This is a genomic window from Chryseobacterium taklimakanense, from assembly GCF_900187185.1.
GTDB lineage: Bacteria > Bacteroidota > Bacteroidia > Flavobacteriales > Weeksellaceae > Planobacterium > Planobacterium taklimakanense.
Genome location: NZ_LT906465.1, coordinates 2621298 through 2647548 on the forward strand (window position 1 = coordinate 2621298; position 26251 = coordinate 2647548).

Consider the following 26251-nt stretch of genomic DNA (forward strand, 5'->3'; position numbering starts at 1 on the left):
ATGAATTACTTTATCACCTATACCGTTTATGTTCTCATTTTATCTCTGTTGATGGGGATTTCTACGTGGAAGCTGTTTAAGAAAATGGGGTATAATCCGCTGTTTGCGTTTATCCCGTTTTATAATTATTACATTATTTTAAAGGAAACCAAACATTCCACCTGGTGGGCCGCGCTGGCTTACCTTCCGATTGTAGGTCCCATTATGATGACGGTTTTCCATCTGTTTTTGATGGATAAATTCGGGAAAAACACCATTGGTCAAAAACTGATGACCGTTTTCCTGCCGTTCATCTATATGGCGGTGGTAAATTACGGCAAGGATACCGAAATTGATGAACCGGCTTTCCTGCTTCCAGGCGAGGAAGAACCGGCAAAAAAGAAAGATACATTCCTCGGTTCTATCACTTTTGCGGTTGTCTTTGCGACAATAATCCACGTTTTTATTACGCAGCCGTTTGGCATTCCGACCGGCTCCATGGAGCGCACGCTTTTAGTCGGAGATTTCCTTTTTGTAAATAAACTGAATTATGGTTTCCGTCCGCCGATGCGCCCGCTGGCCATTCCGTTTTTGCAGGGAACGATAATGGATACCGGCGAAAAAGGCAATCCGAAAGACGATCCAAAATCTTACGTGGAAGCCGTAAAACTGCCATATTTCAGATTTCCAGGTTGGGAATCGCCAAAGAGAAATGATATTGTAGTTTTCAATTATCCGGATGATTCCGTGCACGTGGCGATTGACCGCAAAGACCCTTACGTAAAGCGTTTGGTAGCCGAAGCCGGTGATACGGTGGAGTTCAGAGCCGGAAAACTTTACATCAACGGCAAACCGGAAGTGAGAATGGGCGATGCCCAAGTGCAGCATGCTTACGAAGTTTATACCAGTTCGCAGCTTGATGTTCCTGCGCTGTACGACGTTTACGGATTTTTACCGGTGAATGAACAGCAAATGCAGAACGGATATTATTACAGGTTTCAGGGTTTGACGGATGAAAATGCCAGGGAAATCGGCAAGCTTCCGCAGGTTGTGAAAATTCAGGAAGAAATCCAGCCGCAGGGAAAACAGGATATCAGCTACTATCCTGATATTCAAAAGTCTATCGAAGCGCAGCAAATGGTGCCAAGTAAAAAAATCAACTATTCGTCGACCATTTTCCCACACAATAAAAGCTGGAATATCGACTGGTACGGACCAATCAGAATTCCAAAGAAAGGTGACGTAATCACCGTTACCCCGGAAACTCTGCCGGAATACGAAAAACTCATCGTAAAACACGAAGGCAACACCCTCGAAAACAGGAACGGGCAGATCTTCATCAACGGGCAGCCAACCAGTAAGTACACGGTAAAATACAATTATTACATGATGATTGGCGACAACCGTGATGCATCCCTTGACGGCAGATTTTTCGGTTATATCCCTGAAACACACATTGTTGGAAAACCGATGTTCACATGGATGAGCGTGGAAGGCTTGTTCCCGGACCAGAGTTCAACTTATCAGGCGAACGGAAAAAAAATAAGATGGGACAGAATGTTCAAAGCCACAAATACCGGTGAGCTTCACAAAACTTCATATGCGTGGCTGGCGGTGCTGATTTTGGTGCTCTTCTTTGGTTGGGATTACATTTCCAAATTATTTAAAAAGAAAAAAGCAGAAGATTAATTATCAGGAGCTTTTTCCCGCTTTCCGTTGCAATCTTTTTTGTTCGTCAAAGCCTCTCACAAAAAAGGATTTACACTGCAATCGGGGCTATGAAAACTGAATACATAAACTAAAATGAAACGGGCTGAAGCCCGTTTTTAAATTTAAAAACAGATTGGCTTTTCGCCTGAACATAAAATGAAAATACTTTTACCGATATTTTATCTGCCACCAGTTTCGTGGTTTTCAGTATTCCTCCATCACGATTCAGAAGTTGTTTTGGAGCAGTACGAAAATTTCCCAAAGCAAACCTATAGAAACCGCGCCAATATCTACGGGGCGAACGGTAAACTTTCACTCATCATTCCCATCCATCACAACGGAAAAAGGGCAATGAAGGATATTGAAATTTCGTATTCGGAAAACTGGCAGCACCTTCACTGGAAATCCATAAAAAATGCTTACCAAAGCTCACCGTATTTTGAGTTTTACGAAGATCATTTGAAACAAATCTTTGATTCCGAAGAAAAATCTCTTATCAAATTCAATTTAAGAGCGCTGGAAATTATTCTAAAGCTCCTGAAAACTGAAAAGGCATATTCTTTGAATGATGAATACGCCCGCAATCCCGCGGAGATAAATTACAGGGAAAAGTTCTCTGCAAAACAACCGTCGGAATTTGAAATGGAAGAGTACTACCAGACCTTTTCGGACAAATTAGGGTTTTTGGCTGATCTTTCCATTATTGATTTGCTTTGTAACAAGGGACCGGAAAGTTTAACTTATATACAGAATATTAAATTATAAAGATGAAAAAACTATTGATTTCCGCATCGTTTTTAGCAGGTTTTACAGCAGTTTATGCTCAAACTGAAAAAACTCAGCCCGATCCGATGCAGGACAGGGATTTGATGACTTGGTACCACAAGGATCACGCTTCCACAAGCACTTTCGGTGTAAATACGCAAAATGCTTATAAATATTTGGAATCCAGAGGTTTGAAACCAAAAACCGTTGTCGTTGGTGTATTGGATAGTGGTGTAGAAGTAGATCACCCAGGGTTGGTGAAAAATATGTGGAAAAATCCCAACGAGGTTCCAAATAACGGTAAAGATGATGATGGAAACGGGTACATTGATGATGTTTACGGCTGGAATTTCCTTGGCAACAAAACTTCAGATGTCGATGTTGACAATATGGAGGTTACCAGAGTCGTAAAAAAATACAAACCCATATTTGAAGGACCTAATTCGGCAACCAACAAAGCGAACCAGGCGAATATGAAGGAGGAATTTGATATGTATATGAAGAGCAAGGAAATCTACAACAAAAAATACCCTGAAGCTCAGCAGGCCTTTCAAAATTACTCAAAAATCAAGACCCTGATTCCAACGATGGTTGCAATGCTAAACGGCAGAAACCTTACGCCGGAAGTGGTGGCGACCCTAAGGCCGACAACTCAGGATCAGGCTATTGCTGCTAACGTTCTGGCAAATGTAGCTCAGGATCCAAAATTTGCAGGAAAGTCTGCGGCGGAAGTGGATAAAATGCTGAATAAGGAAATTCAGGAAGCTCTTGATTATTACGGACCTCAGGCGACAAAACAGTATAATCTGGATTTCGATCCGCGTGCATCGATGGTAGGAGATAATTACGAAGATTATTCTGAAAGATACTACGGTAACAACCATTACGAAGGTCCCGATGCAAAACACGGAACTCACGTCGCCGGAATCATTGCCGGTTACCCGCAAGGGAAAGAAATTCAGTACGGCGTTGCTTATAAGGTTGCAAAAATCATGACCGTAAGAACCGTTCCTGACGGTGATGAGCGTGATAAAGACGTTGCCAACTCAATAAGATATGCTGTTGACAACGGGGCTAAAATCCTTAACATGAGTTTTGGCAAACCTGTTTCTCCGGGCAAGAAATACGTTTGGGATGCGTTCAAATATGCTCAGGATAAAGGTGTTCTTTTGGTAAAAGCTGCCGGAAACGAAAATGAAGACATTTCGAAAAATGTTTATTATCCTACCAATTTTCAAAATGTATCGGACCCTTCGGCATATTTTAAGAATATGATTGTGGTGGGCGCCAGCACGAATAACAGCGAGTTCCTAAGAGCCAGCTTCTCAAATTTTAACGGGAAAATGGTTGATGTTTTTGCTCCGGGAGATGAAATTTATTCTACCGTACCGGACGGAAAGTACGAATATCTGCAGGGCACGTCGATGGCCTCGCCGGTTGTAGCCGGTTCGGCGGCAGTTCTTCTGGCATATATGCCAAACCTCAAACCCGAGCAGATCATTGAGTCGTTGGTTAAAACCGCAAATCAGTCAACAGTAAATGCGATGTTGCCAACCAATGAAAATAACAGGTTTGATCTGATTTCCAGAGCTGGCGGTGTGATAGATTTGAGGAAAGCTGCAGAGTATGCGTATACAAATTTCTATAAACCAACATCTTCAACAGCTACACCTGTCCTGAAGAAAACGGCAACGGTAAAGAAATCAGCAACTAAAAAGAAATATCCCGTGAGAAGGAAGTAATTCTTCAAAATATGATCTTATAAAAGCGATTTTCCGGGCTTTTTTTATTTTTTCAGAGAAAATGGCACGGTTTTTTAATATCTGTTCTCACGAACAATTAATTTTTTCTAGAGATGAAAAATGTTTTATTAGCAGGAATTTTTGGTGCGGCACTTACCGTATCATGCTCTACAGCAAAAACTGCTCAGCAAAACAGAGCTGAGTTCCTAAAACTGAAAGGTGACTGGGAAATTACAAGTGTTGATTACGACAAATCATACAGAATCAGGCCGTTTGACGAAGGCGCTGACGCGCAGTGCTTCGTGGGAAGCCACTGGAGGCTGATTCCTAATAATTATTCCGGAGCTTATACCTTGAATGGTGGCGGTTCTTGCCCCTCACTAACAAGACCCATCAAATTTGAGGTGAAGGACGGAAATATATTCCAGTTAAAAAAAATTGAAGACGGAACGAAAGCTAAACAAAACATCGCAGGTTACAGCCTGACGATGGTTAATCATGGTATTGATCAGTTCAGCCTTCAGCAAAATGTTCCTTTTAACGGTGAGATTGTAAGAGTAACCTACAATTTCCAAAGAACAGCGGACAAATAATTAAGTAAATAATATCAAAATATAAAAGATTATGAGAATTTTCAATAAAACAAATATTGGTGCACTGTTCCTTTCTTCCGCTTTGGTGCTCACCAGCTGCGAAGCGGTACAGAATGCAAACAATCAGCAGAAAGGTACAGTGATTGGTACTTCCGCAGGTGCTGTAATCGGTGGTGTGCTTGGTAACAACGTCGGTAAAGGCGGTAACGCTCCACAAGGTGCTGTATTGGGAGGTGTTGTTGGAGGTGTTGTAGGTAATGCTATCGGGGCGAAAATGGATAAGCAGGCCAAAGAAATTAAAGAAACTTTGCCTGGAGCTGAAGTTGAAAGAGTGGGTGAAAGTATTAAAGTAACGCTTCCGGAAAGCATCGTGAATTTTGCATTTGATTCTGCGGCGCTCACAGCTTCAGGAAAAGCCAATCTGGACAAGCTTTCAGAAGTTCTGAAAAACAACCCAGATACCAATATCAACATTTATGGGCATACGGACAGCAAAGGTTCCGCCGCTTATAACCAGGGATTGTCCGAAAGGAGAGCAGCTTCTGTAAAAAATTATTTGGTTTCGAAAGGTATAGCTTCCAGCAGAATGTTTGCAATGGGTGTGGGTGCGAAAGAACCTGTTGCCACTAATGATACCGAAGCCGGCAGAGCGCAAAACCGACGTGTGGAATTTGCGATCACTGCAAACCAGGAAATGATTAAAGATGCACAGCAAGAAGTAAAACAGTAAACTTCTAAACTTCAAAATATTTAAGCCGTTATTTGATAGCGGCTTTTTTGTTTTCTTTAAATTTGATATCAATAAATTTCATTACTTTTGTTCTTGACTTTTTAAAGCATAAATGACGAAATATCTGAAGCTTATCCGTATTGAACAATGGGTGAAAAACCTCTTTGTGTTTCTTCCACTTTTTTTCTCAGGCAATATTTTTGAAACAGATTTATTTCTAAAAAGTTTATATGCTTTCGCTGTATTTTCGCTTACGGCCAGCAGTATTTATATTCTTAATGATTATACAGATATTGAAGCTGATAAAAAACATCCCGAAAAGAAATACCGTCCCCTGGCAAGTGGTGCAATCGCAAAACATAACGCATTATTTATCGTAGGATTTTTAATTCTCGCAGTCACAGGATTACTTTTTTTTGGAGCGTTTTTCCTTAAAATCAACATTTGGAAGTTCGGCGTCATTATCATTTTTTATTTTTTAATGAATCTTGCGTACACATCCCGGCTGAAGCATGTTGCGATTATTGATGTAACGATCGTTTCAATGGGATTCGTATTAAGGGTTTTAGCCGGCGGTTATGCAACCGGAATTCCTATTTCGCAATGGGCGATACTTCTGACGTTTGTGCTGGCTTTGGTTTTAGCATTAGGAAAAAGGCGTGGCGAACTGATTAATGCACAAATCTCAGGAAAAACAAGACGGGCGCTGGACGGCTACAATGTGCAGTTTGCGGACATAGCGCTTTCAATTTCGGTTACACTGGCCATTGTAAGTTATTTGATGTTTACTGTAACTCCTGAAGTTCAGGAACGCTTCGGAATTAGAATATTTTACACGGTGATTTTTGTTGTTTTCGCTTTTCTGCGTTATCTTCAGCAAACACTGGTTTATAACCGAACGGAATCCCCAACCAAAATCGTTTACAGAGACCGATATATCCAGATTACGATTGTGCTGTGGGCTGTATCGTTCATGCTGTTGATTTATCACAAATATTTGATGGGATAAAAATGAAGGCAAATTTTACACAAAAGGTGACAAATTGGGGAAACTACCCAATTGTGGAAAAAGAAGTTAAATCCGAAGATTCTCTGCAAAAAATAAGAGAATTTATTTTAAAAAACAATGAAATTATCGCCCGCGGCAATGGCCGGTGTTATGGTGATGCTGCTCTGGCCGAGCACATATTTTCCACCAGGAGGTTAAATAAATTCATCAGTTTCGACCGGCTTAATGGTATCATCGAATGTGAATCGGGTGTCCTGCTCTCCGAAATCTTAGAAGTCATCGTACCGCAGGGATATTTTCTCTATGTTACTCCCGGGACAAAATTTATTACCGTTGGTGGCGCTATAGCATCGGATGTTCACGGTAAGAACCATCATTCGGAAGGTTGTTTTTCTGCTTGGGTTACAGAATTTTCCATTATGAATGAAAAAGGCACTGTGCTGACTTGTTCGCGCACTGAAAATGCAGAATTGTTTTGGTCTACTGTCGGAGGAATGGGCCTTACGGGAATCATCCTGTCAGCCAAACTGAAGCTAAAAAATATTGAAACAGCTTACATAAAGCAGGAAAGCATCAAAGCTGAAAATCTTGATGAAATTTTTAAATTATTCGAAGAAAGCGAAGACTGGACTTACAATGTCGCGTGGATTGACTGTTTGCAGAAAGGTAAAAACATTGGCCGCTCAATACTTATGCGCGGGGAACATGCCTTGAAAGCAGAACTTCCGACAAATCTCCGCGAAAATCCCTTAAGATTAAAGCAGAGGTTTATACCAACCATTCCGTTCTATTTACCGGCATTTGTCCTCAATGCCTTTGCCGTAAAGCTTTTTAACCTACTGTACTTCCAGAAACAGCGTAAAAAAGAAATGCACAGTTTTGTAGATTATGAAACGTTTTTTTATCCGCTGGACATTGTAAGCGACTGGAATAAAATCTACGGAAAGGCTGGTTTTATACAGTATCAGATGGTAATTCCAAAAGAAAAGGGAAAAGAAGGGTTAAAGAAAATCCTCAATGTTATTGCAAATAGTGGAAACGGCTCATTCCTTGCGGTGCTGAAGCTTTTCGGTAAAAATAATCCGGAGGCTTACAATTCTTTCCCATTGGAAGGTTATACTTTAGCGCTTGATTTTAAAATGAATAACCGGCTGAAGAAACTTGTCAGCGAGCTCGACGCCATTGTGGAAGAATTTGGGGGCAGAATATACCTTACTAAGGACAGCATGAGCAGGCCCTCCCTCACAAATTACTTACAAAACGTGAAGAATCCGAAATTTGTCTCCCTTCAACAAAAAAGAATAATTCACAATAACTAACTTAAAAAATGATCGTACTTGGCAGTAATTCAGATGTAGCGCAGGCTTTTGTAGAAAAAGTATTGGGTGAGGGGGAGAAATTTCCAAAAATATATCTTTTCACATCAAATACAGAGACAACCCAAAAATTTGCAAAACATCTGGAAGTGAAGTATCTGCAGAACAGTGAAATTGTCTTTCTGGATCTGATGCAGGAGGTTAATTACAGTAACTTCGATCATATTTCCTCGCCGCTTCTGTTCTGTGCAGCGGGATATCTGGGTGAAGGCACTGATGAAGGGTTATACAATCTTAAAAATACAGAAAGAATCATCGATATAAATTATGCAAAACTGGTTCCGGTGCTGAATTATTTTGTCCATAAAATGGAATCCAGGAGGGGCGGAACCATTATCGCACTGTCATCTGTAGCTGGTGACAGAGGTCGGCAGAGCAATTTTATCTACGGATCTGCAAAAGCAGGGTTTACGGCCTATTTGAGCGGTTTACGCAATTATCTTTTCGATAAAAAAGTTCATGTTCTGACGGTGAAACCCGGATTTATGGCAACCAAAATGACCGAAGGGCTGCCGCTGAATCCTAAACTCACAGCCACCCCCAAGCAGGCGGCAGGAAGTATTTACAAAGCCTATAAAAAAAGAAAAAATGTGGCTTACGTTTTACCAGTATGGTGGCTCATTATGCTGATCATTAAACATATTCCCGAGTTTATATTTAAAAAACTTAAACTTTAAAATCATAATGCGGAATACCTTTTTCGCTCATTCTAAATGAAAAAACTGTATTGCTTCGATTTTGACGGAACACTTACTTACAGGGATACGATGTTTTTGTACCTGAAATCTTATGATAAAAAGAAATTTTACCGGCAGTTTGTAAAACATACGCCGCTGTTCATTTTATTAAAATTAGGTTTAATTGAGGCTGAAAAAGTAAAGAGAAGTTTTATATCGGGAGTTTTAAAGGGCGAAAAAAAAGAGAAATTAGAACTGAAGGCGCAGAAGTTTTTCGAAGAACATTATCCTCAAATCATAAGAAAAAATGCCCTGGATTTTATCGAAAACATGGACCGGGAGAATACAGAGTCGTTGATCGTAACAGCGTCTGTGGATTTATGGGTAAAACCTTTTGCAGATAAATTTCAGATTAAGCTGCTTGCCACCGAAGCGGAATTTCTTAACGGAATTTTCACGGGAAATTTTGCCACAAAAAACTGTAATGGCCGGGAGAAAGTAAACCGGATCAAAAAAGAAATCGAAAATGAAAAGTTTGATAAAATAATAGCTTTCGGGGACACCTCAGGCGACAGAGAAATGCTGGCATTTGCAGACGAAAGTCATTTTAAATTTTTTCACTAAATTTAACGCTGTTAAAATTACAACCGGTTATTGAAATCGGTTTTTTTTAATTCAAAATCTAATTTTAAGCTAAAAAGTAAAACTCTAAACTAAAAATGAATACCAAAGTTTATCTGGATAATGCCGCAACCACGCCGGTGGAAGAGGAGGTCATCAATGCAATGGTAGAAGCGATGAGGTTGAATTACGGAAATCCATCCTCCACGCACAGCGCAGGACAGGAAGCAAAAGCCCTGATAGAAGGCGTACGGAGAAATGTTGCCAGGTATCTGAATGTGCAGCCGGGGGAAATTATCTTCACTTCATGCGGAACCGAATCGAATAACCTGATTATCAAATCTTGTGTCACACATCTTGGCGTGGAAAGAATTATTTCCTCGCCGCTTGAGCACAAATGCGTTGCAGAAGCCGTTCGGGATGCTAAAGTAAGAAAAGGCTGCGAGGTTGTTTATCTGCGTCCTGATCATAATGGTGACATCAGTTTACAACAACTTGAAGAAGCTTTGCAAGCCTCGGACAAGAAAACTTTGGTATCACTGATGCACGCTAACAACGAAATTGGTAATATACTGGATATAGAAAAAGTGGGTGAAATTTGTAAAAAGTACGGTGCCTATTTCCATTCGGATACGGTGCAGACCATAGGACATTTGGATCTTGACTTTTCAAAAATTAATATTGATTTCGCTTCATGCAGCGCCCATAAATTCCACGGTCCCAAAGGTGTAGGTTTTGCGTACATCCGCAAGACATCGCGCATCAAACCGGTGATTTTAGGCGGTGCACAGGAAAGGGAACTGAGGGCCGGAACTGAAAATGTTTCCGGAATTGTGGGCTTGGGTAAAGCACTGGACCTTTGCATGACCAATCTTGACCGTTATGCAAATCATATGAAAGAAATCAAATCTTACACAGCCCAGAAACTTAGAGAAACTATTCCGGGAATAAAATTCAACGGTCACTCGGAAGATTTGGAGAAGAGCCTTTATACTGTTTTAAGCGCGCTCCTGCCATTCAAAAATCCTTTGATCGGGCTTCAGCTGGATATGAAAGGTATCGCGATTTCTCAGGGAAGTGCCTGTTCATCGGGCGCCGCAAAACCCTCTATGGTAATGATGATGATTTTGCAAGATGATGAGCTGGAGAATACCACGCCGCTCAGAATTTCTTTCAGCCACCACACCACAAAAGCTGATATTGACTATTTTGTTGAAGCATTGCAAGAAATTTATCAGACATCCGCTATAGAAAAAACAAATGTGTAGGATAGACACTTCACGAGTCTTAATGGTATCAGAATTGTTACTTTTGTAAAAAGATTTTAATTAAAACAACATAAAAATTATGGCATTAGAAATTACAGACAACACGTTTAAAGAGCTGGTTTTAGATTCAGATAAGCCGGTATTGGTAGATTTTTGGGCAGTTTGGTGCGGGCCGTGCAGAATGGTAGGGCCAATCGTAGAAGAGCTGGCTAACGATTTTGAAGGAAAGGCAGTAGTAGGAAAGGTAGATGTGGACAATAATCAGCAGGTTTCTGTAGATTACGGAATCAGAAATATCCCTACTTTATTGATCTTCAAGAATGGTGAAGTTGTGGATAAAGTGGTGGGTGTAGCGCCGAAAGAGGTGCTTGCCGAGAAGCTTTCAGCGCACTTATAAAAAATAAAAATATTGAAAATGAATGCTTTCCCATTAGGAAGGCATTTTTTTTACAAATTAATTTGCAAAGTTCTATAAAAGTTGTATTTTTGCACTCACCAAAAAGAAAGAGCTCTTTTGATTTGATGAGATCCGGTAGTTCAGCTGGTTAGAATGCCGCCCTGTCACGGCGGAGGTCGCGGGTTCGAGTCCCGTCCGGATCGCAATTATTACAACAAAGTAATACAAAATGCAGTAAAATAGAGGTTTTACTGCATTTTTTGTTTTATGCCGTTATCAAAAAGAGTCAAATTTTCACAATCTGTCAGTGACCTATTCAGTGACCTGTTAGAAAGGTCAGAAATAGGTCACTGAAAATTCTGAAAACAACCTGTACAAGGCTTATTCAAGGATTGAATATCTTGTGAGTAGGTTTGTTTAAGATTAGTTTTAAACTCTTTTAAAGGCATAAAAAATGAATCAATCTTTCAACCTGCTTTTCTATGTCCGAAAAGCGAAGACCAATTCAAAAGGCGAAGCGCCAATTTATCTTCGAATGACCATTGATGGAATCGTTTCCGAAATAAGCACGAAAAGGAACATAAATCCTTCTTTGTGGAATTCTGTGGGACAAAAGGTGAATGGCAACTCAGAAGCGGTAAAATCGCTTAATTTCTACCTTAAAACTTTTGAACAACGTATTTATGACACCTATCACGAGTTGATGAAGGACAAAGGTCACATTACCTGCGAACTATTAAAAAATAAACTACTCGGAAAAGAGGTCAGAAGAAGAATGCTTATCCTCATTTTTCAAGACCATAACGATAAAATGGAGAAATTGGTAGGGAAGGAATATGCGAAAGGTACGCTAGGAAGATATCAGACCTGTATGAGCCACACCAAAGAATTTCTAAAATGGAAATTTAAAGTTTCGGACATAGATATCAAGAAGATTGATTACGCTTTTCTCAATGATTTTGAATTCTATCTAAGAACCGAAAAATCCTGCAACAACAATTCTGCGGTTAAGTATCTAAAAAACTTCGGGAAAATCATCAGGATTTGCTTGGCGAATGGTTGGTTAGATAAAGATCCCTATTTGAATTATCAATCCAAATTCAACGAGGTAACTCGAGTATTTTTAAATGAAGATGAACTTGAAAACCTTAGCACAAAAGATTTCAAAAACGAAAGACTTTCTTTGGTTCGGGATATTTTCCTTTTCAGTTGTTATACAGGACTTGCTTATATTGATACCCAAAAACTCACGCATCAAAATATCAATCTTGGTTTGGACGGTAACAAATGGATTTTCACGAAACGCCAAAAAACAAAAACCACTTCCAATATTCCATTACTTCCACAGGCGGAAAGTATTTTAGAAAAGTACAAGGATAACAAAACCTGCCTCAATTCGGGGAAACTGCTTCCTGTTTTGAGTAATCAAAAGATGAATGCCTATTTGAAGGAGATTGCAGATTTATGTGGAATTGAAAAGGAATTAACCTATCATATTGCACGACACACTTTTGCAACGACGGTTACTTTGTCAAACGGTGTTTCCATAGAAAGCGTAAGCAAAATGCTTGGACATAAAAGCATTAAAACTACACAACATTATGCGAAGATTTTGGATTCTAAAGTAAGCCAAGATATGGGAAATCTAAAACTTATTCTACAGCAAAAACAAGAAACTAAAAAAAAAGAAATCAAAAAACTCGGCACATAGCCGAGTTTTCTGAGAAAAATATGAATGTAAAATTAAAAAGTTGCCGCAGGCGCAGTAGAGTTTTCCAATTTCTTTTGAATCTGCAGTTTTTTACCGCTTGAAAAATCATAACTCAATCCGAGAACAAACATATTTTTGTTGTTGAAGATTTGGGTGTGTGTTGAATAATTCACTAAACTTTCAGGCAAACTTTTAGTTTTGTATTCCGATGGCATTCCCATCCAATACAATCCTGTTTTAAAAGTCCATTCTTTTAGTTTATAACTTGCAAACAAGTGACTTGCGTTTTCTGTTGTTGATAGAAAAGCTCCATTAAGCATAAAAACAGGGAAATTAAACTGATATTGAAGTGAAAAATTTTTGTATTCAGAAGAAATGTTAAAATTATTTCTCACGCAAAAACTTTGCATTTGGGTTTGATCGTCTTTTTTAACCTTTATGGATATTGGCATCAAGAAGGTTTTTAAAACTAATAGATTGTTGCCAAAAGGCTTGATAGAACCCGATAATTGCATTCCTAAATTTCTAACAATTCTGAATTGACATAGGTTAGCCCAAAACCATTATCTGTTTTTATATAAAATTGGCTGAAAGAATTAGGCAGGTAATTATGAAAAACTACCACATTCATATCAAAATATTTATTATTCAAACGATATTGAAGGCTGTTATAAAACAAACTGTATGGTTTTAGCAATGGGTTCCCAAACTGAGTAATATTAGGAACAACCTGAACAATATTGCTACTCAAGGCTTGACTTGAAGGACTTCTAAGTGTATAATCGCTGCTAAACCTGATGCTTTGATTTTTGTTTATTTGATATCCTAGTACTATTTTAGGAGTTGGCGACCAATTATTTGTAACTGTTTCTGCGCTTTTATTGTGAATATTCGTTAAACCCAAACCAAGTCTGTAAGTGAATTTATCTTTCTTCCCTGAATATTCGGTGTAAAGATATTGTTGAAGATAATTTACGGTGTAATTTGAATTTCCCGCCAAATTCTGCAAATCGTTCGAAATGGAATTATTGGAAATTCTATATCCCGAATTCAGTTTTCCTTTTTTAAAACTGTGGGAGTGTGCTACTTCTGCCACAATTCCATTTTGTTTCGCTTTCAAAATCATATCGTTGTTGAAAACATCTTGATTGGAATTTAAAATCCATTCTCTGTCAAATTGTGTGGAATTGGTGTCGTAATGCGAACCAACTAAATTCAAACTCAATTCATCTTTTTTACCGATATTTTTAGAATAGTATAAATCCAAAGTCGGATTCAAGTAATTGGAGGCACGATTGTGAACAGTTCCGTGCTCATTTTGTAGATTTCCCTGCGAGAAAACACTTTGTCCGTTTCCATTGCTGAAAGAATCACTAATATTTAAGTTCAGTTTGGCTTGAAAAGCATATTTTCCTGTTTCTGCATTGGTGTATCTTGCGGTAATGTTTTAGTCGGTGTATCCAAAATGGTCATTCTGTTGTTCAGCAGAGCGATAACGAAGATTATTTAGGTCGTATTCGTAGATTTTATCAACAATCCGGTTGTCGTAATCTCGGAGATTGATATTGTATTCCAATCCGAAATCATTTTTGCCTTTGGTATAATTTCCATAAGCAGAGCCATTTACAAAACCCGTTATAAAAGCCGAAGTAATATCTGCGCCGTAACTGTAGCCTTTTTCAGGATTTCTCGTCACAATATTGACCACAGTATCTGCTCTTGTCACAAACCTTGTTGGTGGAATGTCAAAATATTCAACCCTCACCACATTGGTTGGCGCAATGCTTTTAATTTGGTTGTCGCTTGCTTCGATTCCGTTTATCAAAAACAAGATTTTTCCGCCTTTAATGCTTGTTACGGTATTTGAAATCGGGTCTAATTGCAATTCGGGAAGCGTTGTCAATAAATCTTTGGAATGTCTCGCTTTTTCCAACGCTTCTTTGTCGAAAGTATAATTGGCGTGGTCGGAAAACTGCTTTTTCCGCTGTGCTTTAATTAAAACTTCCTGAATTTCTTTCGTTTTGATAATTGAATCGGAAGGTTTTACTTCTTGGGAATAGAAAGAAAGAGAGAAAAGCAGAACAACGGCAACGGTATTTTTTTTCATTAATCAAATTTAAACTATGACAATCGGGATGCCTATTTTGTTACATATCACATAGAAGTGACAATATATGCATTTAATTTATATCCCTATTCAGTGATATAATTATTATTCTGAAAATTTAATTTGATAAGTTTTTTTTAATGTTTCAACTATTCCTTTTCTCCCAATCTTTCATATGACATTTGTACTACCAATTCTGCTGCTTTTTCAATTTCGGACAAGCCATCCTTTGTATTCATATCAATTCCGCAGAATTTGCTGCCATTCACGCTATTATGAATGCTTAAATAATAAATTCCAGAAATCAGCAATGCCTGTATTGCTCGAAAGGAGATGGCGTTTTCTTTAAAATAGGGGTCTGTAAGATTCTTGAAAAGCATTTCTCCCTGCTCTTCTCGTTCTTCTGCAAGTTTTTTTAAAATTGGTTGTGGTTCGGAGAGTTCCCAAGTAATGATTTTTTGAAGTTCCGTATTGGTTGTCATCGTGGCAAGTTGACCTTTCAAAAAATCTTTCAAAAGACTTTTTCCGTTATCTGCTATACTTTCTTCGATGATTTCTGTACTGTTTTCAGAAACATTATCCCAATAATCCTGTGATTTGATATAGGTATTAATCACTTCGTCGGTAGAGCCGTAATAATCGTAAATTAGTTTTTTATCAACTTCCGCAGTTTTGGCAATATTGGTCACCTTCAGTCCTGTGTAGCCTTCATTTTTTAGGATTTTGCCTACTGCTTCAAGCATTCTGTCTTTGGTTTTTTCCTTGTTTCGGACGGGTCCTTGGATGCGTTTTCTTGCCATTGATTTGTTTGTTTTGCACAAATTTACTTCATTTTTATATCTTCAAATCACGACGAAGTGAAAAATTCAATTCAATTCATATCACTATATAGTGAAATGTATTATATTTGCTATCTGATTCTAAATGCACAACATGAAAAAAACGACGACACTCTTTGAAAAACTTTACTTCTAATCTAGAGTCGGAACTCAACAGCCGACTGCATTTTATTAGTCTTGAAAATCACAAAAATATTGTTTTGGCAGAAATGTCAATGAAGGAATGCTTGGAAGCACTAAAAAAATTGAAGAGGTTTATTCTGAAATATAAATTCCAATCAGAAACTGAAGAGATTGAATTTTTTAAATATATAAAGCCGCATTTTCTTTCCAAGGTTATATACTTCAATAAAGTTTATAATATAGAAATGAAAAGACCTAGTGGTGGAGAGCAAATTGTTGGAAAATATTTGCGGGACGAACTGAAAAAACTGAAAAGATATTTTAACAACAACTCTGACTTTTATGCTTACTATCGTGCTCAAAATACTTTTATGGATTATAAATACTTTGTCCGAGGTAAATTGGATATGCATTTGAGCATTGATACTTTCGTTTTTGAATCCGACCCGAAATTTACCACTTCTCATGATTTTAAAGTGGCAAGAATCATCGCCAATGATATGTTGGAAGTTTACTTGAAAGAAGAATTGGATCGTTTGAAACGAACCGAACCTGATGAACATAAAATTTTTGCACCCAAAGTGAAACTGAATTGGACGGACAGCAAAGCCTCGCTGATTGAACTTATTTATGCACTCTATTACAAAGGTTCTTTCAATAATGGACAGGCTGATATCAAAGAAATTGCAAAATATTTTGAAGTGGTTTTCAATACGGATTTAGGAGATGTTTACCGTTCTTATCTTGAGATTAAGAACCGCAATGCAAGAACAAAATTCCTATCAGGATTGCAAAATTTATTGAATGACAAAATGAACGAATCGGATGCGTAATTTATTTAAACAGAATTTTATCACAAAAATATTAGCAGAAGCATTATTGCAGGTTTTGATTCTAATTCCTTTTGCAATTTTATTTCTAAAAGATAAAACAAAAGTTAATTTTCAAAGATTGCTAATCTTTGTCCTTTGTTATGTCGTTTATCAGTTATGCCTTGTTTTTCCAAAAATAAATTCGACTTTCGATTTCATAACAAGCAGTTGGAATTGGGATGGAAAAGTTTATGGAATTATTTTCGGTATTTTATCCTATTTTACTTTTAATAAATACTTTATTGAAAACGATTTCTTCACTTTTAGACAAAATAAAGACGGCTTCAAAAAAGCAAAAATTGGAGCAATTTTAGTAGTTTTAATATCCACAGTCATTTGGTTTTTATTGGGAAATCAAAAATTTGATTTAGAAACTTTGGCATTTCAAATTTCGGTTCCTGGAATTGATGAAGAAATAATGTTTAGAGGAATATTACTCGGACTTTTGTCAACTGCTCTAAAAGACAATTTTTCAATTTTTGGAAATCCGAGTGTGTTAATTACAGCAGTTCTTTTCGGTTTTATGCACGCACTAACTCTTGATAAAGGTTTTTCGATTGATTTTGATGCGGTATATTTTATACAAACAGGTTTTGCAGGATATATTTGGGGATGGATAACTATAAAAAGCAGAAGTATTTTGCTTGCGATTTTATCACACAACTTTAGTAACTTTTTTGGGACTTTATCAACGATGATTAAATGAAATATTTACAATTACTATTTTTCCTTTTTAGCGGATTTCTATTCTCGCAAAACTTAAAGAAAATCAAAGTTATCGATTCACAAGATTCGAAACCGATTTCCAATGTGCGACTTCTTTTCTCTAATGAGGTGGTCTATTCCAATGATGATGGATTCGCCTTAATTCCTGAAAATGTAAAGAATTTAGAAACTTCAAAATCAGGATATCAAACTGAAAAATTGAATAAAGTTTCGGAAATAATTTCTTTGACGCCACTTTATCAGGACATCGAGGAAGTAAAGATTGTAAATATAGATGTGAAGAAAATATTTAAAGACGTTTCCAACCGATATTCCGAAATTTATTACGACAAATCCGCGATTTATGATGTTACTTTTAAACAGAGAGCATTTGAAAATAACGACATGAAATTGCTGATGATTGCCCACGGAAAATTTTGGAGCAGAGATGGAAGTTACAATTCCAAGGAAGCATTCAACAATAAGTTTGATAATTTTGTGCAACTCCAAATTGATGATTTAAGATATTTAAAATCAAAACCTTATGAAAATTTTATTAAAGTTAAAAAGCAAGATAAAGGACATGATTATATCGGAAGTCTATTTTTCAGTTATGAATTATTCAACATCAATCGTTTTATCGGTTTCAAAAAATCACTTACAACAGGAAGATTAATTCATGAAAATAAAGAAGAACAGGAAATTTCATTTTCCATAAAAACAGATGAAAACCTTTTGTATAGAGGGAGAATTACCTACAACAAAAAAGACAAAGCGATTACCTATTATGAAATGAATTTCCGCCAAAGCAATTTTCCGCCCGAAAAAATGAAAGATGAAAACGGAAAAGAATATTTTCGGCAACGTGGTGACGGAACTATAATTTTCGATTTCTATAAAAATGGTGAAAAATATGTTCCCTCAAAAGTGAGCGTGGTTGCGGAAGGTTTCAAAACAATTACGGATGCAAAAACGTTTGAATTACGTTCCGCGAGAGAAATTATTTTCAAAAACTTTCAACCAACAGAAGCAAAAGGCGTTGAAAATCCTGTGGAAATATATAAACCCTTTTGGAACAAAATGAAAGTTTCTGAGGATAAAGGCGAAGTTCTATTAAGCAAAGAAGAAGAACAATTTATAAATGAAAAAACTGATGAAGAATAAATTTTTGATTTTATTGGCGCTTTTTGGTTTCCTTGCAAACTCACAAACGCACCGTTTCATCTATGATGTGGAATATAAAAAAGATTCTACTTCCACTTTGATGACCAAGGAAAATTGGCATTTGGATATTTTTCCGACCCATTCCGATTATTATTCCCGAGATTTTTTTGTTGCAGATTCGTTGATTAACAACAATATCCCTTTTCCAAAAGAGATGAAACTCAATACTTCAAATATTATTTCGCACAAAAAAGGAAGCCAAGATTTTGAAGAATACGATTTACTTGAAAATACGGTTCTAAACCTAAAATCAAAAGATTCGCAGATTTGGAAACTATCGGATGAAAAAAAAGTCATCAATGGTCTTACTTTACAAAAGGCGACTACAAATTGGGGAAAAAGAAATTGGATGGCTTGGTTTGCAAAGGAAATCCATTTTCAGGAAGGACCATATAAATTTCACGGATTGCCTGGATTGATTGTAGAACTTGAGGACGATAAGGGAAACTATAAATTTTCATTGGTAAAATCTGAAAACTTTAAAGAATCGCAAGAAAACCAATTCATCGAAATGTCAAAGAAAATGGGCGTTCCCGTAACTTGGGAAAAGTACAAAAGTTCCAAACTTTCTTACTACGATTCTCCTGTGAACTTCATTAAAAATGCAATTGGTTCTTCAAATAATTCTGAATTCTTCTTGAATGACGGAACTGTGGTGAACTCGAAAAACCAAAGAGAAATCAATGAGACGTTGCGAACTCAATTGAAGAAATTTAATAATCCGATTGAGTTGGATAAGGCGATTGTGTATCCGAATAAATAATTGGTAATTCTTTAAAATATTGATGATATGAAATTAACCCGTTTTCTTTTTTTCTCACTTTTTGCAATTTCCTGTAGTGCGCAAAACTACGATGTAATCTCGAAAGTCAGAGAAAAACAACTAGAGGTTCAGAACCAAAATAATGCGCTCGATTTTAATAGAGTAAAAGAAGAATTGGCAATTAAAGGTGAAAAAATGGGGCCATTTACATACGGCATTTTTCCATATCCCGATTATGACAGCATTAGTAAAAACACCTTTGCAGGAATTGGAACACTTGGAAACTTCTACGGAATTGATGTGAACGGCAAAAAGGTAGTTTATACAAGTTTTTTTGAAGGAAAGAGCAAACTAAATAAATATAGAATAAAAGGAAAAGACAATGTCTTTTTTACAATCGCTGTTTTGACTGATTTTGTTGATGATAAAGAATTTTCATCCATGAAGTCTCAAATTGTTTCAAGAAATTTCCCTGATGCAATTGGACAAGGTTATATCAAAACAAAGAATAATCAGATCGATTTTTCTGCATTTATTACAATAGAAAATGAGCAGTTTGCAATTGTGAATATGAAACTATATAATTTGAAATATGGTAAAATAATTCTAATTGCACCGCAAAAAGATGGCAGTTTAAGAAGTATGCAAATTCAAGAAAATCAGGATTTGACAACTGAAAATCTTAAAAAATATTTAGAACAACTTCTTCACATTCCCGAGATTATTGATTTCTATTCTAACAGTAATACTATTTGAAAATCTTAATGAAAAACTTTGCCTTACTATTCTTTTGTTTAATTTCTACAATGGTTTTCTCCCAAAAGAAACTTCCCATCATCAAATCCAATTCCCCAAATGTAAAAATCATTGAAAGCGGCGAAATAATAACGGATTGGACTTTAAACCCAAAACTGAAACCCGATGTGTACACCACAGGAAAAATCGCCAAAACAAAATCGGTAAAACTTGTTACAGATATCGATTCTATTGAAGTTAAACTAAAACCAAAGCAAAAATTTGATTTTATTGTTTTGTTAAAAGGCAAAGATTCTTGCCACACGACATTTGAAAGTCCCGAAATTGTAAACTTTTCCAAAGCGAAACCTGTCTTACGAGATACAATTCCCTTTCAAATTACGGAGTTCAACAATATCAAAGTAAAATCGGTTCTCAATAAAAAAGACACTATTTTTCTCACTTTTGATACAGGTTCGATAGATTTCTATATGATAAAATCATCCATAAAAAAATTCTTAAATCCCGAAGGAAAAAAGTTGACGATGGACGACATTAGTGACAATAATTTTAAAATCGGAAATCTTGAATGGAAACATCAGCAGATTTATCCTATCGATACAACAGGACAAGGAACGGGCGGAATGTTTGGTTGGAACGCTTTCGACGGAAAAGTCTTGGAAATCGATCATGATAAAAATTTGATGATTGCCCATTCCAAACTTCCCAAAATCAGCAAAGATTATGAAAAGTTTGATATGGAATTGATGAAAGAACACTTTTGTATTTATCTAGATTTAGAACAGAACGGCAAAAAACATAAAACCCGCTATCTTTTTGACAGCGGTTATCAAAGAGCCGTAATGTTGGATAATGATATTTTGAAAGAAATCAGTTTAGGAATTGAAAACTTTAAACTTATCAAGGAAACAAAAATGTATAACTCTCAAAACGAGGAAATCCCTGTAAAAACGGTTTTGCTTCCGAAATTGCATGTTGGAAAATATGTTTTACAGAGCGTTCCTGCACAAATAAATTCGCACAATAAACCTGCAGGTTTTAAAACTAATTTTTTAGGTAACGAGATTTTGAAAAGGTTCAATGCGATTTTAGATTTTCAGAACAATGTGGTTTATCTGAAACCGAATAAGCATTTTATTGCAGAATATGCGGAAAAATTAAACTAAAAATATCAGTTAATTATGAAAAATATTATTGTTTGTTTTGTTTCATTTTTATTTCTTACTTCTTGTCTGAAAACTAGTAATACACCTGTAAATTTAGTAAATCAAATGCAAAAGGCAGATAGTTTGAATTTACTTTCTGATAGCGCAACCCTTTCAAACTATACCCAAAAAAACTTGATTCCATTATTTCATTCATATAATGATTCCAAAAAAGCGATAATTTTAAAATATCTAACAAAATCAAAAGAGAAAAAGAATTTTTTATTAGCGGAAGAACTAATCAAAAAAAATCATGATAAAATAAGCAAATGTGATTTGGGAACCAAAGAACTAATTCAATATTACAATCAATACAGTACTTGCAATAAAAACAGTGAATTAAGCCAAATCGATTGGAATCAGATTTATGAAGATGACCAAAAATACAGAAGATTGTTTAATAAATACCAAAGTAATCCTGAAAAAAGTGACAGCATAACTCGTTTGATGATTAAACATGATTCAATAAGCAGGGAATTTGTAAAATCGTTGATAAAAAAACATACTTTAAAGAAAATACTTGATGAGGATTGTGATTGTTTGGCAAGCAAAAGTATTTTTTATATTGCTCAACATAGCGACATGGAGATTAATTTCAGAAAGGAAATATTGGAATATGTGTCGAAATTAAACTCCTTTTCTTTAGGCAATAAAGCATATCTAATCGATAGAGATTTAACGAGCGAGAAAAAGAAACAAAAATTTGGCACTCAGCTACAATTTGACGCAGAAACGAAAAAATTAGGGTCATATCCAATAGAAAACATAAAAAATGTCGATTCTTTAAGATACGAATATAATTTGCCAAAACTTAGTATATATTTAAAATTTGTTAATAAATTACGATGAAATTCAAACACCTTTATTTATTAATATTCATATTGTTTTCCAATTGGTTTTCCTCGCAAATCATACACGGAACCATCATTTCCAACGAAACCAAAAAACCCGTTCCTTTTGCCAAAATCGGAATTCAAAACGAAATTTTGGGAGCAATTGCAGATGAAAAAGGAAGCTTTTCTTTAGATTTCACCAATGTGAATAATAGCGGAAACTTAATTGTGGCAGTCGCGGGTTTTAAACCTTTTCAGATTTCGGTTGGCAAATTTATTTCCCAAAACAATCATCAGATTTTCTTGGAAGAAAGAATCAGCGATATTCCTGAAATCGCGATTACGCCGATAAAATTCAAAGATGCAAATCTCGGTTACAACTCAAAATCCAAAAGCATTCATATCGATTATCTTTCGAAAAACTCGAAGAATGTCAAAAAACGCTATTCCGAAGAAGAACTCAACCAACCGCAAAGCGAAATCGCCATTTCGATTGAGCCAAAGAAAAATACGAAACTGATGAAAATTAATTTGAATTTTGCACAGTTCACTTTAGATAAGCCAATTCCTGCAAGATTCAATATTTATGATGAAAAAGATGGGAAACCGAATCAATTAGTTAATTCACAAGACCTTGTTTTTGAAATTTCGAAGGATGCGATAAAAGACGGCGTTTGCACACTCGATGTTTCAAGAAAAAACATTTGGCTGAAAGGAAAACATTTTATCAGCTTTCAACCATTGGACAGAAATTTTGAAGGGAATTTCTTTGTAAGCGCAGGATTTTTAGGAAAAGCGTTTCAAAGAAGTTACCTCGAACCGTGGCGAGTTCTTCCGGCAAGTATTGTTCCTGCCATAAATGTGGACGTGAAAATTGAGAGATAAATTAGGAAATATTTGAGTAAAAAAACCTTATTCGTTTATTAAAGAAATCCAAGCCTTTGTTAATAATGGAAAATAGCGGAGTTGGCACGATATTGCTAAGCGAATTGGGGGAGAATACTTGTTGCCCATTACTCATTACACCGCTGCGCAAAGTCTCCCGACTTTTGAGAATATTTAAAACTTTAACCCAAAGTTCTTACATTATAATAATCACCCAACTTGTGTAACACCTGAAAAACACCTTTCTTTCAAGATTTACCTCGTCAGAAATTTGTTGAGGTTTTTGTCGTTTTTCAAAAAAATACGCTCCGATACACCTTCGCATCGTACTCGTTCAAAAATTTCATACCCAACTTGGGAAAACCTTGGGTGTTTTATTTTCCCGTAATTCCAAAATTTGTCAAAACAAAACAAATCAAAAATTATGGTAACAAACATCATCACTCAGGAAGACTTGCAGAACTTCAAAACAGAACTCATTGAAGAGATCAAAAATCTCTTTCATTTCAAGACAACCGAACAAAAATTATGGTTAAAATCTGCAGAAGTGAGGGAGATGCTGAAGATTTCAGCAGGAACACTTCAAACTTTACGAATCAATGGGACTTTAAGGTTTTCCAAAGTCGGTGGAACACTTTATTACAATTACGAGGACATCGAAAAAATGTTGAATCAAAAATAAAGAGTTATGAACTACATTCGGCATTTAACAGGTTTTTTCGATAAAATTCAGAATGATGAGCAACTGAATCCTACACACATCAGTCTGTATCTCGCATTGTTTCAGTTTTGGAATCTCAATCTCTTTCGAAATCCAATCAGCATTTCCCGAAACGAGATGATGAAACTTAGCAAAATTTCGGCTTATGGAACTTACCACAAATGCATCAAGGAACTACACCAATTTGGATATATTGAATATTTACCGTCCTTCAATCCATACAAAGGAAGTTTGGTGCATCTATTTGACTTTGGAGATTTAGACAAAATTAACAGTGAAGAAAATTTTATTCAAAACCAAAAAATTACCCATGCAAAAAATGAACAGGAACCCGTTCAAAAATCGCACGACAATCATATCAAAAAACAGACGGGTGCTGAACAAGTAATGAACAGCAATGATACCAAAATTCATACAGGTTCTGAACAAGCATTGATGCCTTATAAAAACCTATCAAACTATAAAAACTTTACAAAGAGAGCGGCGCAACCACAAAGGTTATTGGTAGAAGAAAATAGATTTAATTCAAAAATGGAAAAACAAGGTTCCAACATTCCGCCCGAGTTATGGGAAGTGAAAATGTTTTTTGAGGAAAAAGATTCCACAATTTTGGAAGCCGAAAAATTTTTCAACTACTACGAAAGCAACGGTTGGCTTGTAGGTGGAAATTCTCTAATGAAAAATTGGCAGGCAAGTGCTAGAAAATGGCTTTTGAACAGCAAAAAATATGGTTTTGAAACTTCGAAATCTACAAATAGTGGATTTTCAAAAATGCCTTCCATTCCGAAAGCAAATCATCTAAATGCAAACACTCAAAAATCCTATCAAGAAAAACTCTGAAAATTTCAACCATTATGCAACTTCCCAAACGAGAAATTGAAATGTCATACGATTACAGGCAAGTTGTGGCTCTGTTAACCAAAATCGCGCAGGATTTTCTTGGCAGAAAATTTGAAATTGCAGAAAACGAACGGGGAATTATTTTTGGAACATTGGCGTGGTTTTTACAAGATGAATTGGTGGCAAAAGAAATGGACATCGACCTTAATAAAGGATTGATTTTAACAGGACCAATTGGTTGTGGAAAAACTACTTTGATGATGTTGATGCAGAAATTCCCGTCCCAAAGAAAATCTTTCGGAATCATCTCTACTAGGCAGATTGTGTCAGAATTTATGCAGTCGGGTTACGAAACCATCGAGAAATATTCTCGGGGAAATCTTTATAACGAAACACGGCAACCTCGTGCCATTTGCTTTGATGATCTTGGAGCAGAATCAGCGTCCAAATACTTCGGGAACGACTGCAATGTAATGGCAGAAATTCTCCTCACACGCTACGATTTATTTAAAGAAAAAGGATTGATAACGCATATTACGACCAATCTAACCGCAACAGAAATTGAAACCATTTACGGAAATAGACTACGTTCAAGAATGCGTGAAATGTTTAATCTTTTTGGATATGAAGAAAGTTGTTGGGATAAGAGAAAGTAAGGTTTATTCCAAAAATTTTAAATGTATATTTTGTATTTCTAACAATTTTTAAGCGATACAAATGCTTACAAATGCTTATAAATGGTTTTGTGTCTAATAATCAATAATTTATAAAATTTTATTCACTATTTGGTGATTTGTGATAATTGCGTATATTTGGGTTTATCTGCTATGTTAAAAAAACACTACATCAAATAAAACATGAATAAATTAACATTATTTATATTTACATTTTTGGGCTTTTTGAGTTATTCCCAAATCGTTAACGGAACAATAGTCTCAAGCGAAGATAATTCTCCCATAGGTTTTGTTAAAATTGGGGTCGAAAATTTGCAAGTTGGAAGTTTAACCGATGACAATGGAAATTTCAGTATTGATCTAACCGGTATTGATAAAAATTCACAAATCAAAATAGAAGTTGCAGGATTTGAAACTTATCTAAACAAAGTTTCAACATTAGAACTTACAAATCCTATTAAAATTTCTTTAAATCCGAGAGTCATAAGCATTGAAGAAGTATCGATTTTAGGTAAAAATTATGTTGATCAAAACTTGGGAAGCAATTCTAAAATGAAAAGGCCACACATTCTTTTTATTTCAAGAAGTTCAGATTATGCAAAGAAAAATTTCAATAAGGAACAACTTGAAAAAATGCAAAATCCCGAAGTTGCAATTCAAATTGACAATAAGAAAAGATCCAAATTATTAAGAATTAAGATGAATTTTGCAAAGTTTGAACTCAACAATTCACTACGCTCAAGATTTACAATCTATTCTGAAAAAAATGGAATTCCAAACGAGATTATTAATTCAGAAGACATAATATTTGAAATCAGTAAGCAAAATATTAAGAATGGCGTTTTTACTTTAGATGTTTCTGACAAAAACATTTGGATTAACGACAGAATATTTGTCGCTTATCAAGTGCTTGAACCAGATTTCAGCGATGAATTTTGGATTAGTGCAGGTCTTTTCGGAAAAGGATTTTTAAGAGTATATGTTGAAAATTGGCAAAAAATTTCTGCAGGTGTCGTTCCAGCCATAAATATTGATGTAAAAACAGAAAAATAATAAACACAGCAGATAACATCGTATTGGCAAAATGCGGGGTGAAGGAAAAGTTGAACTTTTTGTAAAATTTATC

Annotated in this window: 28 protein-coding genes and 1 tRNA gene; 25 read left to right on the plus strand and 4 right to left on the minus strand. The window is 36.0% G+C overall.

Annotated elements, in window-relative coordinates; all coding sequences use genetic code 11:
- The 13 genes from lepB (at position 1) to CKV81_RS12635 (ending at position 12578) form a co-directional block, all read left to right on the plus strand.
- The gene (lepB, locus tag CKV81_RS12575; protein WP_095073791.1) at positions 1–1668 is read left to right on the plus strand and encodes a signal peptidase I; all 1668 of its coding nucleotides are present in this window, start codon (positions 1–3) and stop codon (positions 1666–1668) included.
- A 177-nt stretch (positions 1669–1845) separates the two neighbouring features.
- Positions 1846–2454 (plus strand): WbqC family protein, encoded by a 609-nt coding sequence (locus CKV81_RS12580; protein ID WP_095073793.1) that lies wholly within the window; start codon positions 1846–1848, stop codon positions 2452–2454.
- Between the two features lie 2 nt (positions 2455–2456).
- The gene (locus tag CKV81_RS12585; protein ID WP_095073795.1) at positions 2457–4196 is read left to right on the plus strand and encodes a S8 family serine peptidase; all 1740 of its coding nucleotides are present in this window, start codon (positions 2457–2459) and stop codon (positions 4194–4196) included.
- Between the two features lie 113 nt (positions 4197–4309).
- On the plus strand, positions 4310–4789 hold the full coding sequence (locus tag CKV81_RS12590) for a lipocalin-like domain-containing protein (RefSeq protein ID WP_095073797.1): 480 nt from the start codon (positions 4310–4312) through the stop codon (positions 4787–4789).
- Between the two features lie 31 nt (positions 4790–4820).
- Positions 4821–5519 (plus strand): OmpA family protein, encoded by a 699-nt coding sequence (locus CKV81_RS12595; protein ID WP_095073799.1) that lies wholly within the window; start codon positions 4821–4823, stop codon positions 5517–5519.
- Between the two features lie 112 nt (positions 5520–5631).
- Entirely contained in the window at positions 5632–6528 is an 897-nt protein-coding gene (locus tag CKV81_RS12600; RefSeq protein ID WP_095073801.1) for a decaprenyl-phosphate phosphoribosyltransferase, read from the plus strand.
- A 2-nt stretch (positions 6529–6530) separates the two neighbouring features.
- The gene (locus CKV81_RS12605; protein ID WP_095073803.1) at positions 6531–7847 is read left to right on the plus strand and encodes an FAD-binding oxidoreductase; all 1317 of its coding nucleotides are present in this window, start codon (positions 6531–6533) and stop codon (positions 7845–7847) included.
- 8 nt (positions 7848–7855) lie between these two features.
- Complete coding sequence (locus CKV81_RS12610) at positions 7856–8581, plus strand: SDR family NAD(P)-dependent oxidoreductase (protein WP_095073805.1); 726 nt, start codon at positions 7856–7858, stop codon at positions 8579–8581.
- Positions 8582–8617: 36 nt separating this feature from the next.
- Positions 8618–9205, plus strand: a complete 588-nt coding sequence (locus tag CKV81_RS12615; RefSeq protein WP_095073807.1) for an HAD family hydrolase — start codon at positions 8618–8620, stop codon at positions 9203–9205.
- A 95-nt stretch (positions 9206–9300) separates the two neighbouring features.
- Positions 9301–10470: a cysteine desulfurase family protein gene (locus CKV81_RS12620; RefSeq protein ID WP_095073809.1), complete on the plus strand. Its 1170-nt coding sequence runs from the start codon at positions 9301–9303 to the stop codon at positions 10468–10470.
- A gap of 79 nt (positions 10471–10549) precedes the next feature.
- Positions 10550–10867, plus strand: a complete 318-nt coding sequence (gene trxA / locus CKV81_RS12625) for a thioredoxin (protein WP_095073811.1) — start codon at positions 10550–10552, stop codon at positions 10865–10867.
- Between the two features lie 129 nt (positions 10868–10996).
- Positions 10997–11070: transfer RNA gene (locus CKV81_RS12630), tRNA-Asp, on the plus strand.
- A 251-nt stretch (positions 11071–11321) separates the two neighbouring features.
- Positions 11322–12578: a site-specific integrase gene (locus CKV81_RS12635; protein ID WP_095073813.1), complete on the plus strand. Its 1257-nt coding sequence runs from the start codon at positions 11322–11324 to the stop codon at positions 12576–12578.
- Between the two features lie 32 nt (positions 12579–12610).
- On the opposite strand, the gene CKV81_RS13655 is transcribed toward CKV81_RS12635, so the two are convergent.
- The 4 genes from CKV81_RS13655 to CKV81_RS12645 form a co-directional block, all read right to left on the minus strand.
- Positions 12611–13093, minus strand: coding sequence for a hypothetical protein (locus CKV81_RS13655; RefSeq protein ID WP_309300015.1), 483 nt, complete (start codon positions 13091–13093; stop codon positions 12611–12613).
- Between the two features lie 2 nt (positions 13094–13095).
- Positions 13096–14022: a TonB-dependent receptor domain-containing protein gene (locus CKV81_RS13660; protein WP_309300031.1), complete on the minus strand. Its 927-nt coding sequence runs from the start codon at positions 14020–14022 to the stop codon at positions 13096–13098.
- Positions 14023–14025: 3 nt separating this feature from the next.
- A complete protein-coding gene (locus CKV81_RS13665; RefSeq protein ID WP_309300016.1) occupies positions 14026–14685 on the minus strand; it encodes a TonB-dependent receptor in 660 nt (219 codons plus the stop codon).
- A gap of 149 nt (positions 14686–14834) precedes the next feature.
- Positions 14835–15485 (minus strand): TetR/AcrR family transcriptional regulator, encoded by a 651-nt coding sequence (locus CKV81_RS12645; protein WP_095073815.1) that lies wholly within the window; start codon positions 15483–15485, stop codon positions 14835–14837.
- Positions 15486–15739: 254 nt separating this feature from the next.
- Between CKV81_RS12645 and CKV81_RS12650 the strand changes: the two genes are divergently transcribed.
- The 12 genes from CKV81_RS12650 (at position 15740) to CKV81_RS13635 (ending at position 26178) form a co-directional block, all read left to right on the plus strand.
- Complete coding sequence (locus CKV81_RS12650; protein WP_258454606.1) at positions 15740–16480, plus strand: RteC domain-containing protein; 741 nt, start codon at positions 15740–15742, stop codon at positions 16478–16480.
- The gene (locus CKV81_RS12655) at positions 16473–17225 is read left to right on the plus strand and encodes a CPBP family intramembrane glutamic endopeptidase (protein ID WP_258454376.1); all 753 of its coding nucleotides are present in this window, start codon (positions 16473–16475) and stop codon (positions 17223–17225) included. Before CKV81_RS12650 ends, CKV81_RS12655 begins: the two co-directional genes overlap by 8 nt.
- Positions 17222–18388: a hypothetical protein gene (locus CKV81_RS12660; RefSeq protein ID WP_095073819.1), complete on the plus strand. Its 1167-nt coding sequence runs from the start codon at positions 17222–17224 to the stop codon at positions 18386–18388. Before CKV81_RS12655 ends, CKV81_RS12660 begins: the two co-directional genes overlap by 4 nt.
- Positions 18378–19211, plus strand: a complete 834-nt coding sequence (locus tag CKV81_RS12665) for a GLPGLI family protein (protein ID WP_157727430.1) — start codon at positions 18378–18380, stop codon at positions 19209–19211. Before CKV81_RS12660 ends, CKV81_RS12665 begins: the two co-directional genes overlap by 11 nt.
- A gap of 27 nt (positions 19212–19238) precedes the next feature.
- Complete coding sequence (locus CKV81_RS12670) at positions 19239–19967, plus strand: hypothetical protein (RefSeq protein ID WP_095073823.1); 729 nt, start codon at positions 19239–19241, stop codon at positions 19965–19967.
- A gap of 8 nt (positions 19968–19975) precedes the next feature.
- A complete protein-coding gene (locus CKV81_RS12675) occupies positions 19976–21133 on the plus strand; it encodes a hypothetical protein (protein ID WP_157727432.1) in 1158 nt (385 codons plus the stop codon).
- A gap of 15 nt (positions 21134–21148) precedes the next feature.
- Positions 21149–22021 carry a hypothetical protein gene (locus CKV81_RS12680; protein WP_157727434.1) on the plus strand — a complete coding sequence of 291 codons (873 nt, stop codon included), beginning with the start codon at positions 21149–21151 and terminating at the stop codon, positions 22019–22021.
- Positions 22018–22890: a carboxypeptidase-like regulatory domain-containing protein gene (locus tag CKV81_RS12685; RefSeq protein WP_095073830.1), complete on the plus strand. Its 873-nt coding sequence runs from the start codon at positions 22018–22020 to the stop codon at positions 22888–22890. The genes CKV81_RS12680 and CKV81_RS12685 overlap by 4 nt, the downstream gene beginning before the upstream one ends.
- A 424-nt stretch (positions 22891–23314) precedes the next feature.
- Entirely contained in the window at positions 23315–23572 is a 258-nt protein-coding gene (locus CKV81_RS12690; RefSeq protein ID WP_095073833.1) for a helix-turn-helix domain-containing protein, read from the plus strand.
- 6 nt (positions 23573–23578) lie between these two features.
- Complete coding sequence (locus CKV81_RS12695; RefSeq protein ID WP_095073835.1) at positions 23579–24451, plus strand: transcriptional regulator; 873 nt, start codon at positions 23579–23581, stop codon at positions 24449–24451.
- A gap of 14 nt (positions 24452–24465) precedes the next feature.
- Entirely contained in the window at positions 24466–25107 is a 642-nt protein-coding gene (locus CKV81_RS12700; protein WP_095073838.1) for an AAA family ATPase, read from the plus strand.
- A 201-nt stretch (positions 25108–25308) separates the two neighbouring features.
- Positions 25309–26178, plus strand: a complete 870-nt coding sequence (locus CKV81_RS13635; protein ID WP_258454377.1) for a carboxypeptidase-like regulatory domain-containing protein — start codon at positions 25309–25311, stop codon at positions 26176–26178.
- Positions 26179–26251 lie beyond the last annotated feature (73 nt).